Raw genomic sequence first — 16,140 nt, forward strand, 5'->3', positions numbered from 1 at the left:
TCTTGTCCGTGTCCTCGGACGGCTTCACCGCCGAGCTCGCCCGCGAGCAGGCGTACGTCACCACCCTCTACGCGAAGCTCGACGCCGAACGCGCCGAGGCCCAGCGGCGCCTCGACGACACCCTCCGCCAGACCGGCGGCACCCCGCAGGCCCGCACCGAACGCGACGTCGCCACCACCCTCTACACCGACCGGCTCGCCCAGCTCGGCTCCGTCGAGCAGGGCCTGGCCTTCGGGCGGCTCGACTTCGTCCCCGGCAACGCCGAGGAGACCACCTACATCGGCCGGCTCGGGCTGTTCGACGAAGACGACGACTACCGGCCGCTGCTCGTCGACTGGCGGGCGCCCGTCGCGCGCCCCTTCTACCTCGCCACCGCCGCCTCGCCCGACGGCGTGCGGCGGCGACGGCACCTGCGGTCGCTGACCCGCAAGGTCACCGGCTTCGACGACGAGATCCTCGATCTCACCGCCGCCGACCAGGGCCAGGACCTCGGGCTGGCCGGCGAGGCCGCGCTGCTCGCCGCCCTCGAACAGCGGCGCACCGGCGAAATGAGCGACATCGTCGCGACCATCCAGGCCGAGCAGGACCGCATCATCCGCGCGCCGCTGGGCGGCGTCATGGTCGTGCAGGGCGGGCCCGGCACCGGCAAGACCGCCGTCGCGCTGCACCGCGCGGCCTACCTGCTCTACACGCACCGCCAGCAGCTCACGACCCGCGGCGTGCTCGTCGTCGGGCCGAACAGCACGTTCCTGCGCTACATCGGCCAGGTGCTGCCGTCGCTCGGCGAGACCGGCGTGCTGCTCGCCACCGTCGGGCAGCTCTACCCGGGCCTGGACGCCGACGGCGTCGAGCCGCGCGAGACCACCGAGGTCAAGGGCCGGCTCGTGATGGCCGAGGTGCTGGCCAACGCCGTCCGCGACCGCCAGCGCGTGCCCGAGCCCGTCATGGAGATCGAGTACGAGCACGACGTGCTGCGGCTGGACCGGAAGACGTGCACCGACGCCCGGACCCGCGCCCGCCGGTCGCGGCGGCCGCACAACCCGGCGCGGCGGCTGTTCGTCTCCGACGTCCTCGACGCGCTGACCCGCCAGGCCGCCCGGAAGCTGGGCGACGACCTCCTCGACGGGCAGGACCTGCAGGACATCCGCGCCGAGCTGGCCGCGGACGAGCACGTCACGGCCGCCATCGACGCGCTGTGGCCGGTGCTGACCCCGGAAGGCGTGCTCGACGACCTGTTCGCCGACCGCGAACGGCTCTCCGGCGCGGCCCGGAAGCTGCTTTCGCCCGAAGACCGCGCCCTGCTGGAGAGCGGCCGCGACACGAAGTGGACGCCGGCCGACGTGCCGCTGCTCGACGAGCTGGCCGAGCTGATCGGCGTCGACGACACCGAGGCCCGCGTCGAGCGCAAACGCCGTGAGCGCGAAGACCGCGCGTACGCCGAGGGCGTGCTCGACATCCTCGAACAGGACGAGGAGATCATCGACGAGGAGCTGCTGCGCGTCTCCGACGTCCTCGACGCCGAGCTGTTCGCCGAGCGCCAGGTGGAGCGCAGCGAGCTAACCGCGGCCCAGCGCGCCGCGCAGGACCGGACCTGGACGTTCGGGCACGTGATCGTCGACGAGGCCCAGGAGCTGTCGGCGATGGACTGGCGGCTGCTCATGCGGCGTTCGCCGAACCGGTCGATGACGCTGGTCGGGGACGTCGCCCAGACGGGTGCGGCCGGGGGAGCGCGGTCATGGGGCGAGGCGCTCTCGCCGTACGTCGCGGACCGGTGGCGGCTCGAGCAGCTCACCGTGAACTACCGCACGCCCGCGGAGATCATGGCGGTCGCGGCCCGGGTGCTGGCCGAGGTCGACCCGACGCTGTCGGCGCCGTCCTCGGTGCGGGAGACCGGGGTGGCGCCGTGGTCGGCGCGGCCTTCGTCCTTGGCCTCGGAGCTGCCGGGGCTGGTCGAGCGTGAACTGTCCGAAGTGGATGGTGGGACGGTGGCGGTCTTGGTGCCCGCGGCCCGGTTCGACGAGGTGTCGTCGTGGCTGTCGGAGCACGACGAGCGGCTGAGCGTGCTGACCGTCGAGCGGGCGAAGGGCCTGGAGTTCGATTCGGTGGTGCTGGTCGCGCCGGACGAGGTCGTCTCGGGTTCGCCGCGCGGGCTCAACGACCTGTATGTGGCCTTGACACGCGCTACGCGGCGGCTCGGCGTGGTCGCCACGGGTGACGACGTCCCGGCACTCTCCGTGCTTGGCTAGGGTGCCCGGCATGCAGAAGATCGGGAAGATCGTGGTCACCGCCGCGGCGGCGTTGTCGCTGGCCGCGTGCGGCCAGGCCGCCAAGACCCAGACGGCCGCGCCGGCGGGACCGTCCGTGCCGCCGTCGTCGGACGCCGCCCAGGCGCCCCAGAGCAAGGGCCGCGAGTGCACGGCGGACGACATCAAGACGACGGGCAAGTTCGGCGAGGTGCCGACCATCACCATCCCCGACGACTGCGACCCGCCGAAGAAGCTGATCACGAAGGACCTGTCCGAGGGCACCGGCGGCGCGGCCAAGGCCGGGCAGCAGCTGAAGATGAACTACCTGCTGGTGACGTGGTCGGACAAGAAGAAGCTGGACAGCTCGTTCGACCGCGGCGAGACGTTCGACCTGAACCTGGGCGCGGGCGAGGTCATCCCGGGCTGGGACAAGGGCCTGGAGGGCATCAAGCAGGGCGGCCGCCGCCTGCTGATCATCCCGCCGGACCTCGCGTACGGCGAGGGCGGCCGCGGCATCAAGCCGAACGAGACGCTGGTCTTCGTCACCGACGCGGTTTCGGTCCCGGCCTGAGCCGCTCGGTCCGTGAATGTCGCGTTGAGGGAATCGAAGTCCCTCAACGCGACCTTCACGGCTTTACGGGATGAGCAGGAGCTTGCCGGTCGTGCGGCGGCCCTGAAGGTCCTCGTGAGCCTTGCGCGCGTCCGCGAGCGGGTACTTGCCGCCGATGCGGACCGTGAGGTCGCCCGCCAGGATCGCGTCGAACAGCTCCTTCGAGCGCCAGTCGATCTCCTCGCGGCTGCGCGTGTAGTGCGCCGACGTCGGGCGGGTCAGGTACAGCGAGCCGCCGGAATTGAGGCGCTGCGGGTCGATCGGCGGGACCGGGCCGCTGGCCGCACCGAACAGCGCGAGCAGGCCGCGGATCTTGAGGCTGGCCAGGCTGCCGTCGACGGTGTCCTTGCCGACGCCGTCGTACACGACGTCGACACCCTCGCCGCCGGTCAGCTCGCGGGTGACCTTCGCGAAGTCGTCCCGGTCGTAGCGGATCACCTCGTCGGCGCCGGCCTCACGGGCGAGCTTCTCCTTCTCCTCGGTCGACACAGTGCCGATCACGCGGGCGCCGCGCGCCTTCGCCAGCTGCACCAGCAGCAGGCCGACCCCGCCCGCGGCCGCGTGCACCAGCACGTCGTGGCCGGGCTTGACCTCGAACGTCGACGCGACCAGGTAGTGCGCGGTCATGCCCTGCAGCATGGTCGCGGCGGCCGTCTCCAGCGAGACACCTTCGGGTACCTTCACGGCGATCGACGCGGGGACGACCTTGCGCGCGGCGTAGCTGCCGAGGTCGCCTTGCCAGGCGACGCGGTCGCCGGCCTCGAACCCGGTCCCGGGCGCGGCTTCGACGACCGTCCCCGCGCCCTCGAGCCCGAGCACGAACGGCAGGTCGATCGGGTAGATGCCCTGGCGCTGGTAGGTGTCGATGTAGTTGACGCCGGCCGCGGCGACGTCGACCAGCAGTTCGCCGGCCTCCGGGGCGCGGACGTCCACTTCGGCCGCTTCGAGCACTTCCGGGCCGCCGGTCTTCGTCACCTGCACTGCGGTGGGCATGCGTCCTCCTGGGGTCGGGTTTCTCCCACGCACAACTATGGCCGACGCCACGCTGTTCCGCGTTCCGGCGCGTCTTTGGTTATCGTTCGGGACGTGTCTGATTCCGAAGAGACTGTTTCGCCGACCAGCGCGCAGCTGGGCGCGGCGCGCAAGTTCGTGAAGGCGCATGGCAAGCCGTCCCGCGCGGTGGTGGAGAACATCGGCCGCGCGGGCGCGCGTGTGGTGCTGGTAGGAGCCGACGGCGCGCTCGGCGACGTCGTGGTGCCGTCCGTGGCGACCGGCGAGGCCCTGATCGAGGCGGTCGAGGACCTCTCCCCGGCGACGTGGGACGCGGAGACGGTCAAGGCGACGAAGATCGGCCCGGAGCACCGCCGCAAGATGGCCAGCCGGTGAACCGCACAGCGATCCTGGCCAGCTGCGCGGAGCTCCCCACGGGTGACGGCGACGACGACGCTCTGGTGCCTGCTTTGGAGTCGCTGGGCTTCTCGGTGTCGTGGGCAGCGTGGGACGCGGACGCCGCGTTCGAGGACGCCGACGCGGTGATCCTGCGCGCGACGTGGGACTACCCGTCGCGGCGCCCGGAGTTCCTCGCGTGGTGCGAGTCGGTTCCGTCTCTCTTCAACTCCGCGGCGGTCGTGCGCTGGAACACGGACAAGTCGTACCTGGTCGAGCTGCTCGACGCGGGTCTGGCGGTGGTCCCGACAACGCTGGTCTCGCCGGGCGACGACGCACGCTTCCCGTCCTCGGACTTCGTGGTGAAGCCCTCGGTGGGCGCGGGTTCCCGCGGCGCGGCCCGGTTCGCTGCCGGTGAGGACGCCTCCGCGCACGTGGCGACCTTGCACGCCGAGGGCCACACGGCGCTGATCCAGCCGTACCAGTCCAGTGTGGACACTTCCGGTGAGCTGGCTCTGGTGTATATCGGCGGGTTCTACTCGCACGCGTTCACCAAGAGCGCGATGCTGGGGTCCGAAGTGGACTCGTCGGGGCTGTACCTGTCGGAGAAGCTGGCTCCGGCTTCGCCGCCCGCCGACGCGGTCGCGTTGGCCGAGGACATGCTGGACGCGGCGTCGGCGTTGCTGGGGATCCTGCGGGCCGAGCTGCTGTACGCGCGGGTGGACGTGGTCCGCGGTGCGGACGGGAAGCCGTTGCTGCTGGAGCTGGAGCTGACGGAACCGTCGCTGGGCTTCCGTCAGGCGGACGAGTCGGCGGCGTTGCGATTCGCTTCGGCGGTGCGGCAGCAGCTGGCGTAGTCATCGCACGGCGGCCAGCGCGAGGGCGACGACCGCACCGATCGCGGTCACGGCGATCGAGCCGGTGATCAGATAAAGCCCGCCGATCCCGCTCAGGCCGACTTTGATCAATTCCCGGAGGCCGCGGCCCGGAGTGGGTTCCCTTGTCTTGCCCTTGGTCACTGTGCTACCCCTTTATCGGTGTACTAGTACGGGGCAATGGTGACGGGCAGCGAGCCGGTCCGGAAATGATCTTTTGTTTCCGAGGTCGGTTTCTCGTTGTCGAAGGGTTGTCATCGCAGTTTCACCGTTGCTCGCAGAAGTTCGGCAGTTGTCGATCTTCGTGGGAGTAGCGGAGGATGCCGTGACCATCCGGACGGACTGTGGACCGGCGAGCGAGGCGCGTTCGCCCGCCGAGGTCGAAGCCGCGCTGCGCTGGCTGGCGACCCGCAAAGACGGGGAGCCGCTTCGATTTCTCCGGGAAGCGATCGACGAGCCGGCGAGCGAGTCGGCGGACGTGCTCCGCTCACTGGTAGAGCGGACAGCGTCGCTGTCGGCCGAAGGGACCGAGTCGCGCGCGTTCGCGATCTGGGGTCTGCTCGTCGACGAGATCGGCTCGGCCGGGAACGACCGCCGCCGCGTCACCCTGATGGCGGCGTTCCGGGTGCCGCCGGCGCCGGGCGGCACCGTCTGGAAGACCAAGCTGGGTGATCGGTTCCGGCAGTTGATGGTGCTTCCCCGCGTCTTCGGCGACCCGCCGCCCACCACCACGACGCCGATGAACCAAGCTTGGCGGTGGGCGCTCCAGGCGTTGGCCGCGTCGCTGACGGGGAAACTGGGGTCGCTGGAAGGGGCGGATTGGCAGCCCTACATCGACATCGGCCGCGGGGCGGTGGAGGCCACGAACGCGGGGTGTGTCAGCTGGCGAGCCCGGGCGGCGTCGAAAGGGGCACAGCCGGTGTTCGTGGAACGCATGCTCGTCCGGGCGGTGATGCACCGCCGGACGGTGCAGCGTCGCATCACCGAACGTGCCATTGTCGCCTGTGAGGACGGCGTCGACGCTTACAACGTCCATGCACGCACCGGCTGGAAGCATGCCCAGGGAGACCTGCCGGTGAAGGCTCTGTGGGCGTGTCGTGTGGCCGCTTCACCCCGCGACCCGGCGGTGGTCTCGTTGCGCTTTCGCAGGACGCTTCGGAAAGGCGAGCGGTACGACTTCGTCTCCGAGGCGCTGGACGGGCACTTGGAGGAAGAACGCCGGTGGCTCGATGTAGCCGTCGACCACCACGGGATCGCACCCGGGGGTTTGACGATCCAGCTCAACTTCGACGCGAATCAGCTACCCGAGGCGTGTTGGTGGTACGCGGAGCAACTCGAATTCGAACGGACGTGCCGGCCGTCGCAGGGTGATCCGCATCTGCTTCCCGTCGGAGACGGTTTCGTCCAGCACACCTTTCTCGAGGGGTGCCATCCGCGGGAGAGCTACGGGGTGGCGTTCAGGTGGAAATCCTCGTGACCGATGTGGAGCCACCTCGGTCACGAGAGATCGATCCTGGTGGAACTGGTCAGTTTCCGGTGTTGCCGCCGCCGCCACCTGCGACGACGACAACGGTGGGACTCGTCGATTCGTGGTCGCTCGACGCCGGGGCGGTCGCTCCGCCCAGTGCGAGAACCAACGCTGCCGCGGCAATTGCCCTGCGCCAGTAGTTACCGCTCTTCACCGTGAGTCTCCTTCGGCTGATCGAAAATTCGACTCACGGTAGAGGGGAAGCGGTCGACACGATCGAGGAACTCAGCTGCTCGATCGTGTCTTCGTGGGCCAATTAAGCTTCCGCGGTTACCCGCTTGGCGGCCAGCCGATCAGCCCGCGGCCACCGGACATCGGTGGCCCACCCGAGCTGCTCAAAAGTCCGGATCACCCGAGCCGAAATATCCACCTGCCCCCGCAACACCCCGTGCCGCGCGCAAGTCGGGTCCGCGTGGTGCGAGTTGTGCCAGCTCTCGCCCATCGAAAGTACCGCCAGCGGCCAAAAGTTCGCCGCCTTGTCGCGTGAAGCGAACGGCCTTTCCCCGATCAGGTGGCAAATCGAATTCACCGACCAAGACACGTGGTGCAGGAACGCGATCCGCACCAACCCGGCCCAGAAGAACGCCGTCACCGCGCCCCACCACGACCATGTGAGCAGGCCGCCCAGAAGAGCCGGCAGCGCCAGGCTCAGCGTGATCCACAGCCAGAAGAACCGGTTGACCACCCGCAGATCCCCGTCCGCCACCAGATCCGGCGCGAAACGGTCCGCGTTGGTCACCTCGCGGGAAAACATCCAGCCCATGTGCGCGTGCCAGAACCCGCGCAGCAACGCCGACGGCGATGTGCCGAACAGCCACGGCGAATGCGGGTCGCCCTCGCGGTCGGCGAACGCGTGGTGCCGGCGGTGGCTCGCCACCCAGAAGATCACCGAGCCCTGGACCGCCATGCTGCCCGCGATGGCCAGCGCCACCCGCAGGGGCCGGGACGCCTTGAACGCGCCGTGGGTGAAGTAGCGGTGGTAACCCACCGTCACGCCGAGCGTCGCGAACACGTAGAACACCGCCGCCAGCGCCAGGTCGATCCACGTCATGCCCCAGCCCCACACCAGCGGGACCGCGACGAGGAGTGCCGCGAACGGCACCAGCAGGAACGTCTTCAGCACGAGCATCTCGCCGGTCCCCCGGCGGTGGGAGATGAGCGGCTTGGGCGCGGAGCGCGTCGTCATGCGCAGACCCTATGCGGTGCGAGTTAAGGCGGTGTGACCGGCGGTTGCTCAGGCGGTGGCGAGTTCCTTAGGCGCCGCCGTCAGCGAGACGGCCGGGCCGCGGTCGCGGCTGCCCGTCCACAGCGTCGCCGTCGCGATGATCACCGCCATCGCGCCGAGGACGTGGAACGACACCATCGCCTCCGGCACGCCCAGCGCGTACTGCAGCGAGCCGAGCCCGCCCTGCGCGAGCGCGACCACCCACACCGCGATGTAGCGCTGCCACAGGCTCTTCGGCGCGCCGGCGCGCAGCAGCTGCAGGCCGAACACCGCGAGCAGGAGCATGTACAGCACGAGCAGGCCGCCGTGGACCTGGGCGAGGGTCTCCACCGAGACGGCCAGGCGGTGCGTGTTGATGTCGCCGCTGTGCGGGCCGGCGCCGGTCACCGTGGTGCCGGCGGCCAGCACCAGCCACATCACGACGGCCAGCGCGACCAGGACCGAGCGGCCGGGCACCAGCGGCCGGGCGGGTTCGTCGCCTTCGCGGAACGCCCGCAGCAGCAGGACCGCGAGCCAGACCAGGGGAGTGGTGGCGAGGAAGTGGATCGCGACGGTCCACCACTCGAGCTTGGCGAGCACGGTCATCCCGCCGACGACGGCCTGCAGCACGACGCCGCCGGGCATCGTCCAGGCCAGCTTGACCAGGCGGGTGCGGCTCGGGTGGTCGATCTGCACGCGCCAGGCCGTGATGACGGCGACCGCGGCGACGGCGATGACGACGCCGGTCAGCATCCGGTTGCCGAACTCGATCCACTGGTTGAGCGCGTGGATGCCGGGGTGGTCCACCGGGACCAGGCTGCCGGCGACGCACTGCGGCCAGGTCGGGCAGCCGAGGCCCGAGCCGGTGACGCGCACGATGGAGCCGGTGACGCCGATCAGCGCCTGCGCGAGGACCGCGGCGATCCCGACGGCCCGCTGCACGGTGGCGGAGGGATACGGCAGGCGGGCGACGAGGCTGGTGAACGGCACCCATCGATGGTAGAGCGCCGGGAAACGTGGCTTTCGGCAGGTCCCGGCGCCCAGAACGGCGTGCCGGGCGCAAGGGACCTAGGTCACTCGGTTTTCTTGGCCTTCTTCTGGAACAAGCCCATCGACTGCGCGATGACCGCACCGAAGCCCAGCACGGCGAGGGGAACCGTCCTGATCCAGAACGCTCCCGCGTCCACCTTCACCAAGAGGATGATCGCGCCGATCGCCACCACGAGCAGGAGCAGCATGATCAGGAAGACGCGGGTTTTCGAAACCATGTGGAACTGCTCCCTGGGGTCCGGTTGCGGGTCCGGACGACCTTCCCAGGACGGCGCGCGGTCCGTGAGGTCACTTCTACCCGACCCGATCGGACTCAGGTGAGCTTCGTGGTGCGGGAAGCCAGCGCTCCCGCGAGCACTGCCCACACTGCCAGGACCAGCATGGGCCCGGGCGCGAAAGAACCGTCCACCAGAGCGGACCGCATGCCTTCGGCCAGCGCTCCCGACGGCAGCAGCTCCACCACCCGGGCCAACCCCGAGGGCAGCGACGACGGCGCCAGCAGGATGCCGCCCGCCAGGAGCAGCACGAACCAGACGATGTTCGCCAGCGCCAGCACGGCTTCCGCGCGCAGCGCCCCACCCAGGAGCACGCCCAGCGCGCCGAAGGCCAAGGTGCCCAGCACCAGCAGCACCACGGCCGAAGCCAGGCCCGAGAACGACGGCGACCATCCCAGGAACGCCGCCACCACCCCGATGATCACCGACTGCAGGACGACGACCACCAGCGCCGCCGCGAGGCGGCCCGCCACCAGCAGCCAGCGGGGCAACGCCGTCGCCGAAAGGCGCTTCAGCACTCCGTAACGCCGGTCGAAGCCCAGCGCGATCGCCTGGCCGGTGAACGCCGACGACATCACCGCCAGCGCCAGGATGCGCGGGGTGATCCAGTCCACTTTGGACGTCGAACCGACCGAAGACGCCGGCAGGATGTCCAGCAGCGACAACCCGATGAGCAGCGCCAGCGGGATCAGCAGCGTCAGCAGCACCTGCTCGCCGTGGCGCAGGGTCAGGCTCGCCTCGACCTTCGCGTGGGTGCGCACCATCCGGCCCAGCGACCCCCGTCCGGGTGCCGGAACGAAAACACCGGGCTCGAACACGCTCATGCCCGCAGCTCCCGTCCGGTCAGCTCCAGGAAGACCTCTTCGAGCGTCCGCTTGCCGACCTGCAGCTCCTCCGGCAGCACGCCCTGCTGCGCGCACCACGCCGTGACCGTCGACACGACCTGCGGGTCGACCGAGCCCACCACGACGTACGTGCCCGGCGCCGACTCGCGCACCGCGTAACCCTCCGGCAGCGCCGCGGTCAGCAGCGCCGTGTCCAGCCGCGTGCGCGCCTTGAAGCGCAGGCCCGCGTTGCCGCTCTCGTCGACCGTCAGGGACTGCGGCGCGCCGGAGACCACGACCTTGCCGTGGTCCACGATCACCACCGTGTCGGCCAGCGCCTCGGCCTCCTCCATCAGATGCGTGGTCAGCAGCACCGACACGCCGTCGCGGCGCAGCGCGCCGAGCAGGTCCCAGACCAGCCGCCGGGCCTGCGGGTCCATGCCCGCCGTCGGCTCGTCGAGGAACACCAGCTCCGGCCGTCCGACCAGCGCGCACGCCAGCGAGAGCCGCTGCTGCTGCCCGCCGGACAGGCGCTTGAACGGCGTCCGCCGCGACGAGGCCAGGCCGAGGACCTCCAGCAGCCAGGCCGGGTCCAGCGGGGAGGCCGCGCAGGACGCCACCAGCCCGAGCATCTCGTCGGCGCGGACGCCGGGGTAGGCGCCGCCGCCCTGGGGCATGATCCCGACGCGGGGGCGCAGCGCGGCGGACTCGCGCACGGGGTCGAGGCCGAGCACGCGCACCGAACCCGCGTCAGGCTTCAGGAAGCCTTCGCAGATCTCGACGGTGGTGGTCTTGCCTGCTCCGTTCGGGCCGAGCAGGGCGAGCAGGCTGCCGCGCTCCATCCGCAGGTCGAGACCGTCGACCGCGCGGGTGGAGCCGTAGCTTTTGACCAGCCCGGTGATCTCGACGGCGGGGGCACTCACATCGGGTCACGATACGGGCTCGGCCCGCGCGGGCACCCGCGGGGACGGCCTGGAGAGCAAGACGGGAGCGAGCCGGCGCACGATCAGCATCCCGCCGCCGCACACGACGATCGCCGCGACGTAGGCGAACGGCAGCACGTACGGGCGGCCGTCGAACGTGCTGCCGGTGGGCGGGAGGAGGAACGGCAGGGCGGCGGACAGCACCGCCGCGGCCACCCGGAAGCGGGACGTCCCGGCCGCGGCCGCCAGGGGGATCACCGCCCACAGCACGTACCAGGGCTGCAGGTTGATCTGCAGGATCATCACCGCGCCGAGGGAGACGCCGAGGCCGATGATCGGCCGGTAGCGCCACTTGAAGCTGTCCCACAGGAACTTGAACGTGATGGCGACGGCCACCAGGTAGCCGAGCGCGCCGAGGATCGGCACCAGGGCGTTGGTGTGGTTGCCGAGCCCGAGGGCGATGCCGAGGACGCCGGAGAGGTTGGCCAGCTCGGCGGTCGGGGAGATCCAGGAGCGGACCAGGCCGGGGGTGTCGAACGTCGCGCCGACCCAGCCGAAGCCGAGGCCGGTGCCGAAGCAGACGACGACGAGCACGACGCCGAACCACAGCGCCATCGGCGCGCCGGCGAAGAAGAGGTCCTTGAGGCGGCCGTGCCAGCGTCGCGCGACCATCACGGCGAAGAACGGCAACGCGAACAGGGCGGGCAGCTTCACCGCGACGCCCAGGGTGATGATCGCCACCCCGAGCCCGATGTAGAGCAGCTCGCCGTGCGCCAGTGGTGGCGGCGTGTCGCCCTTCACCCGGATCGGCAGCTTCCGGATGCCCACCTCGAGCCCGGCGAGCATCAGGCCGATGGCGAGCGCGTCGTTGTGGGCGCCGGCGACGAAGTGGAAGATCAGCAGCGGGTTCAGGGCGCCGAGCCACAGGGCCGTCGCGGGCTGGACGCCGAAGCGGCGCGCCAGCCGGGGGAGGGCCCAGACGATGAGGACCACGCCGGCCAGGGCGAGCACGCGCTGCAGGAGCACCCCGACGGCGATGCTGTTGCCCGCCAGCGGCGCGAGCCAGCCGCCGAGGCGCAGCACCAGGGGCCCGTACGGCGCCGGCGTCTCGCGCCACATGTTCGACACGCCCGCGGTGAACGGGTCGGCGACGCCGAGGGCCTGCGCCGGGCCCAGGACGTACGGGTCCATGCCGCGGTGCACGATCTCGCTCTGCGCGAGGTAGCTGTAGACGTCGCGGGAGAACAGCGGCGGGATGACCAGCAGCGGCAGCACCCACAGGGCGATCGTGCGCGCGAGCTGGCCCTGCGACGCGAGTCGGGCGCGGTCGGGCCGGGCGAACTTCCCGAGCATCAGCCAGCTGAGCACGAGGATGCCCATCCCGGAGATCGCGATGGCCAGCGACACCGTCGGGATCCGGGTGAACAGCCGCAGCACCGGGATCTCCTGCACCGGGTTGATCACCGGGGCGGCGCCGGCGCCGAGGGAGCCGAGCGCGAGGAAGAGCGAACCGACCGTGCCGAACCGGCGCACGACGTTCAGCCCGCGCAGCTCCTCGGCTTCGAGGGGGAGGGGTTCGAGGGGCCGGACGGGCGAAAGCGTCACCGGATGCGTACTGTCCGTTGCGATCACCGCCGCCTGCTGGTCCTGCTCACCCACTGCCACGGGTGCAGGGTATCGGGGCCGTCTTCGAGTGAGTCGGGTCACTGCCGGACACCCCGCCTTTGCCGACCGCCGGGAAATAAGACACACTTGTGTTGTGAAAAAGACGGAGGCGGGTGATCCGGCGGGCGGCGACATGCCCCGCGCCGTGGTCAACGCTGTCCCGTCGCAGGTCAGTGCCGAGGGCAAGACCCGCAACGAGGTCGCCCGGCTGCTCCTGGAACAGGGTCCCATGACCGCCGTCGTGGTCGCCGAGCAGCTGGGGATCAGCCCCGCGGCCGTCCGCCGGCACCTGGACGCTCTTCTCGCGGACGGCGAAGCCGAGACGCGCGACGCGCCCCGCCGCGGGCCCCGCGGGCGGGGTCGCCCGGCCAAGCTCTTCCTGCTGACCGAGCCCGGCCGCGCCCGGTTCGGGCACGCCTACGACGACCTCGCCGTCTCCGCCATCCGCTTCCTCGCCGAGCACGCGGGCGAAGACGCCGTACGCGCCTTCGCCGAGCAGCGCATCGAGAAGCTCGTCGGGCCGCACCGTTCCGCGATCACTGGATCGAGTGATCCGGCGGCGCGCGCGGAGGCCCTGGCCACCGCCCTGACCAGGGAGGGCTACGCTGCGTCGACCCGTCAGGTGGGCGCGCCCGCGCTCACCCGGAACGTCGGAGCGCAGCTCTGCCAGCACCACTGTCCGGTCGCCCACGTGGCCGCGGAGTTCCCGCAGCTGTGCGAGGCCGAGACGGAGGCGTTCGCCGAGCTGCTGGGCACCCACGTCCAGCGGCTGGCGACGATCGCACGCGGTGACTCCGCGTGCACCACCCACGTTCCCGTCACGACGGGGAACAACCCGGCCCATCCCGAGCCGGGAAGCACGGTGCCCTCTGGGCGCACAGCACGGATCCCGAATGGAGGGAAACCCGCATGACTGCCGCTGCCGAGCAGCGCACTCCCACCACCGCGCCACTGAGCCAGGAAGAGACCATCGAGTCCCTTGGCAAGTACGCGTTCGGCTGGGCCGACTCCGACGAAGCGGGCGCCAGCGCCCGTCGCGGGCTGAACGGAGATGTCGTCACCGACATCTCCGGGAAGAAGTCCGAGCCGGAGTGGATGCGCGAAGCGCGACTGAAGGCGCTCAAGCTCTTCGAGAAGAAGCCCATGCCCAACTGGGGTGCGGACCTCTCCGGGATCGACTTCGACAACATCAAGTACTTCGTCCGCTCCAGCGAGAAGCAGGCTGCGAGCTGGGAAGACCTGCCCGAGGACATCAAGAACACGTACGACAAGCTGGGCATCCCCGAGGCGGAGAAGCAGCGCCTCGTCGCCGGTGTCGCGGCCCAGTACGAGTCCGAGGTCGTCTACCACTCGATCCGCGAGGACCTCGAGAAGCAGGGCGTGCTCTTCCTCGACACGGACACCGCGCTCAAGACGCACCCGGAGCTGTTCGAGGAGTACTTCGGCTCGGTCATCCCGGCCGGCGACAACAAGTTCTCCGCGCTGAACACCGCGGTGTGGTCCGGCGGCTCGTTCATCTACGTGCCCAAGGGCGTCAAGGTGGACATCCCGCTGCAGGCCTACTTCCGGATCAACACCGAGAACATGGGCCAGTTCGAGCGCACCCTGATCATCGTCGACGAAGACGCCTACGTGCACTACGTCGAGGGCTGCACGGCGCCGATCTACCAGTCCGACTCGCTGCACTCGGCGGTCGTGGAGATCATCGTCAAGAAGGGCGCCCGCTGCCGCTACACGACCATCCAGAACTGGTCGAACAACGTCTACAACCTGGTCACCAAGCGCGCCAAGTGCGAAGAGGGCGCGACCATGGAATGGATCGACGGCAACATCGGTTCCAAGGTGACCATGAAGTACCCGTCGGTCTTCCTCATGGGCGAGCACGCCAAGGGTGAGGTCCTCTCGGTCGCGTTCGCGGGCGAAGGCCAGCACCAGGACGCGGGCGCCAAGATGGAGCACCTCGCGCCGTACACCTCCTCGACGATCGTGTCGAAGTCGGTGGCGCGCGGCGGCGGCCGCACCTCGTACCGCGGCCTGGTCCGCGTGGCGAAGCGCGCGCACCACTCGCGCTCCAGCGTCGTCTGCGACGCGCTGCTGGTGGACACGATCTCGCGCTCGGACACGTACCCGTACGTGGACATCCGCAACGACGAGGTGTCCATGGGCCACGAGGCCACGGTGTCGAAGGTCAGCGAAGAGCAGCTGTTCTACCTGATGTCGCGCGGTCTCGACGAGGCCGAGGCCATGGCGATGATCGTGCGCGGGTTCGTCGAGCCCATCGCGCGCGAGCTGCCGATGGAGTACGCGCTCGAGCTGAACCGCCTGATCGAGCTCCAGATGGAAGGGTCCGTCGGCTAGTCATGTCGGTTACCGAGAACAACGTTTCCGAAGCTCTTCGCGAGGGGGCGGTCATTCCGGCCGCCTCCCGCGCGGAGCGCTTCACCTCCTACGACGTCGAGGCCTTCGAGGTCCCGGGCGGCCGTGAGGAGAACTGGCGCTTCACGCCGATGAAGCGGCTGCGCGGCCTGCACGACGGCAGCGCGGTCGCCACCGGCGAGATCACCCTCGAAGCCGACGCCGCCCCCGAGCTGACCATCGAGACCGTCGGCCGCGACGACTCGCGGCTGGGCCAGGCCGGCGTCCCGAGCGACCGGATCGCCGCCCAGGCCTACTCCTCGTTCACCAAGGCCACCGTCGTGACGGTGCCGAAGGAGACCAAGGCGTCCAAGCCGTCGGTGCTGCGCATCCACGGCCCGGGTGTGGACCAGGTCGCCTACGGGCACTTGCAGGTTCGCGCCGAGGCGTTCGCCGAAGCCGTCGTCGTCCTCGACCACGTCGGCGCCGGCACCTACGCCGACAACGTCGAGTTCGTCATCGGCGACGGCGCCAAGGTCACCGTGGTCAGCGTCCAGGACTGGGCCGACGACGCGGTGCACGTCTCCGAGCAGCACCTGAAGCTGGGCCGCGACGCCGCGCTGCGGCACACCGTGATCACCCTGGGCGGTGACCTGGTCCGCGTCTCGCCGACGGCGACCTTCACCGACAAGGGCGGCGACGTCGACATGCTCGGCGTCTACTTCGCCGACGGTGGCCAGCACCAGGAGCACCGCCTCTTCGTCGACCACGCGGTGCCGAACTGCAAGTCGCGGGTGGGCTACAAGGGCGCGCTGCAGGGCGAGGGCGCGCACACGGTCTGGATCGGTGACGTGCTGATCCGCGCCGCGGCCGAGTCGACCGACACCTACGAGTTCAACCGCAACCTGGTGCTCACGCCCGGGGCGCGCGCGGACTCGGTGCCGAACCTCGAGATCGAGACCGGCGAGATCGAAGGCGCCGGCCACGCGAGCGCGACGGGAAGGTTCGACGACGAGCAGTTGTTCTACCTCCAGTCGCGCGGGATCGCCGAAGAAGCCGCGCGGCGACTGGTCGTGCGTGGGTTCTTCCACGAGATCCTGGTGAAGATCGACGTCCCCGAGGTGCGCGAGCGCCTCGAAGCCGCGATCGAGGCCGAGCTCGAAGCCGTTGGCGCCTGACGCCGTCCACCACAGACTTCA

16 protein-coding genes are annotated in these 16,140 nt (G+C 70.4%); 8 read left to right on the top strand and 8 right to left on the bottom strand.

Annotated elements, in window-relative coordinates; translation table 11 throughout:
- Positions 1–2: 2 nt before the first annotated feature.
- Positions 3–2,246, top strand: a complete 2,244-nt coding sequence (locus ABZ342_RS11980; RefSeq protein ID WP_360471780.1) for an ATP-binding domain-containing protein — start codon at positions 3–5, stop codon at positions 2,244–2,246.
- A gap of 10 nt (positions 2,247–2,256) precedes the next feature.
- Positions 2,257–2,817: an FKBP-type peptidyl-prolyl cis-trans isomerase gene (locus tag ABZ342_RS11985; RefSeq protein ID WP_360471783.1), complete on the top strand. Its 561-nt coding sequence runs from the start codon at positions 2,257–2,259 to the stop codon at positions 2,815–2,817.
- Positions 2,818–2,880: 63 nt separating this feature from the next.
- Here the strand turns inward: ABZ342_RS11985 and ABZ342_RS11990 are convergent, their stop codons facing one another.
- Positions 2,881–3,849, bottom strand: coding sequence for a quinone oxidoreductase (locus ABZ342_RS11990; protein ID WP_360471786.1), 969 nt, complete (start codon positions 3,847–3,849; stop codon positions 2,881–2,883).
- A gap of 93 nt (positions 3,850–3,942) precedes the next feature.
- Between ABZ342_RS11990 and ABZ342_RS11995 the strand changes: the two genes are divergently transcribed.
- Both ABZ342_RS11995 and ABZ342_RS12000 read left to right on the top strand, forming a co-directional pair.
- Positions 3,943–4,242 (top strand): hypothetical protein, encoded by a 300-nt coding sequence (locus tag ABZ342_RS11995; protein ID WP_360471788.1) that lies wholly within the window; start codon positions 3,943–3,945, stop codon positions 4,240–4,242.
- Positions 4,239–5,099, top strand: a complete 861-nt coding sequence (locus ABZ342_RS12000) for a hypothetical protein (protein WP_360471791.1) — start codon at positions 4,239–4,241, stop codon at positions 5,097–5,099. Before ABZ342_RS11995 ends, ABZ342_RS12000 begins: the two co-directional genes overlap by 4 nt.
- Here ABZ342_RS12000 and ABZ342_RS12005 read toward each other — a convergent pair whose 3' ends face one another.
- On the bottom strand, positions 5,100–5,261 hold the full coding sequence (locus tag ABZ342_RS12005) for a hypothetical protein (RefSeq protein WP_360471793.1): 162 nt from the start codon (positions 5,259–5,261) through the stop codon (positions 5,100–5,102).
- Between the two features lie 181 nt (positions 5,262–5,442).
- Between ABZ342_RS12005 and ABZ342_RS12010 the strand changes: the two genes are divergently transcribed.
- Complete coding sequence (locus tag ABZ342_RS12010; protein ID WP_360471795.1) at positions 5,443–6,594, top strand: hypothetical protein; 1,152 nt, start codon at positions 5,443–5,445, stop codon at positions 6,592–6,594.
- A 307-nt stretch (positions 6,595–6,901) separates the two neighbouring features.
- Here the strand turns inward: ABZ342_RS12010 and ABZ342_RS12015 are convergent, their stop codons facing one another.
- From ABZ342_RS12015 to mptB, 6 genes are all read right to left on the bottom strand, one after another.
- The gene (locus ABZ342_RS12015; protein ID WP_360471797.1) at positions 6,902–7,831 is read right to left on the bottom strand and encodes an acyl-CoA desaturase; all 930 of its coding nucleotides are present in this window, start codon (positions 7,829–7,831) and stop codon (positions 6,902–6,904) included.
- A 48-nt stretch (positions 7,832–7,879) separates the two neighbouring features.
- Positions 7,880–8,839, bottom strand: coding sequence for a COX15/CtaA family protein (locus ABZ342_RS12020; protein WP_155542509.1), 960 nt, complete (start codon positions 8,837–8,839; stop codon positions 7,880–7,882).
- Positions 8,840–8,922: 83 nt separating this feature from the next.
- Positions 8,923–9,117 (bottom strand): hypothetical protein, encoded by a 195-nt coding sequence (locus ABZ342_RS12025; protein WP_360471800.1) that lies wholly within the window; start codon positions 9,115–9,117, stop codon positions 8,923–8,925.
- Positions 9,118–9,212: 95 nt separating this feature from the next.
- Positions 9,213–9,998 carry an ABC transporter permease gene (locus ABZ342_RS12030; protein ID WP_360471803.1) on the bottom strand — a complete coding sequence of 262 codons (786 nt, stop codon included), beginning with the start codon at positions 9,996–9,998 and terminating at the stop codon, positions 9,213–9,215.
- Positions 9,995–10,921: an ABC transporter ATP-binding protein gene (locus ABZ342_RS12035; protein ID WP_155542512.1), complete on the bottom strand. Its 927-nt coding sequence runs from the start codon at positions 10,919–10,921 to the stop codon at positions 9,995–9,997. The genes ABZ342_RS12030 and ABZ342_RS12035 overlap by 4 nt, the downstream gene beginning before the upstream one ends.
- Positions 10,922–10,927: 6 nt before the next feature.
- Complete coding sequence (gene mptB / locus ABZ342_RS12040) at positions 10,928–12,580, bottom strand: polyprenol phosphomannose-dependent alpha 1,6 mannosyltransferase MptB (RefSeq protein WP_360471911.1); 1,653 nt, start codon at positions 12,578–12,580, stop codon at positions 10,928–10,930.
- Positions 12,581–12,719: 139 nt separating this feature from the next.
- Here mptB and ABZ342_RS12045 point away from each other — a divergent pair, with 139 nt between their 5' ends.
- Genes ABZ342_RS12045 through sufD form a run of 3 tightly spaced genes read left to right on the top strand, consistent with a single transcriptional unit; the run spans position 12,720 to position 16,119 of the window.
- Positions 12,720–13,499, top strand: a complete 780-nt coding sequence (locus tag ABZ342_RS12045; protein ID WP_360471914.1) for a metalloregulator ArsR/SmtB family transcription factor — start codon at positions 12,720–12,722, stop codon at positions 13,497–13,499.
- A complete protein-coding gene (gene sufB / locus ABZ342_RS12050) occupies positions 13,496–14,944 on the top strand; it encodes a Fe-S cluster assembly protein SufB (RefSeq protein ID WP_360471805.1) in 1,449 nt (482 codons plus the stop codon). The genes ABZ342_RS12045 and sufB overlap by 4 nt, the downstream gene beginning before the upstream one ends.
- Positions 14,945–14,946: 2 nt before the next feature.
- A complete protein-coding gene (gene sufD / locus ABZ342_RS12055) occupies positions 14,947–16,119 on the top strand; it encodes a Fe-S cluster assembly protein SufD (RefSeq protein WP_360471808.1) in 1,173 nt (390 codons plus the stop codon).
- The last annotated feature ends 21 nt before the right edge of the window (positions 16,120–16,140 follow it).

It is taken from the genome of Amycolatopsis sp. NPDC005961 (assembly GCF_040629235.1).
Taxonomy (GTDB): Bacteria; Actinomycetota; Actinomycetes; order Mycobacteriales; family Pseudonocardiaceae; genus Amycolatopsis; species Amycolatopsis camponoti.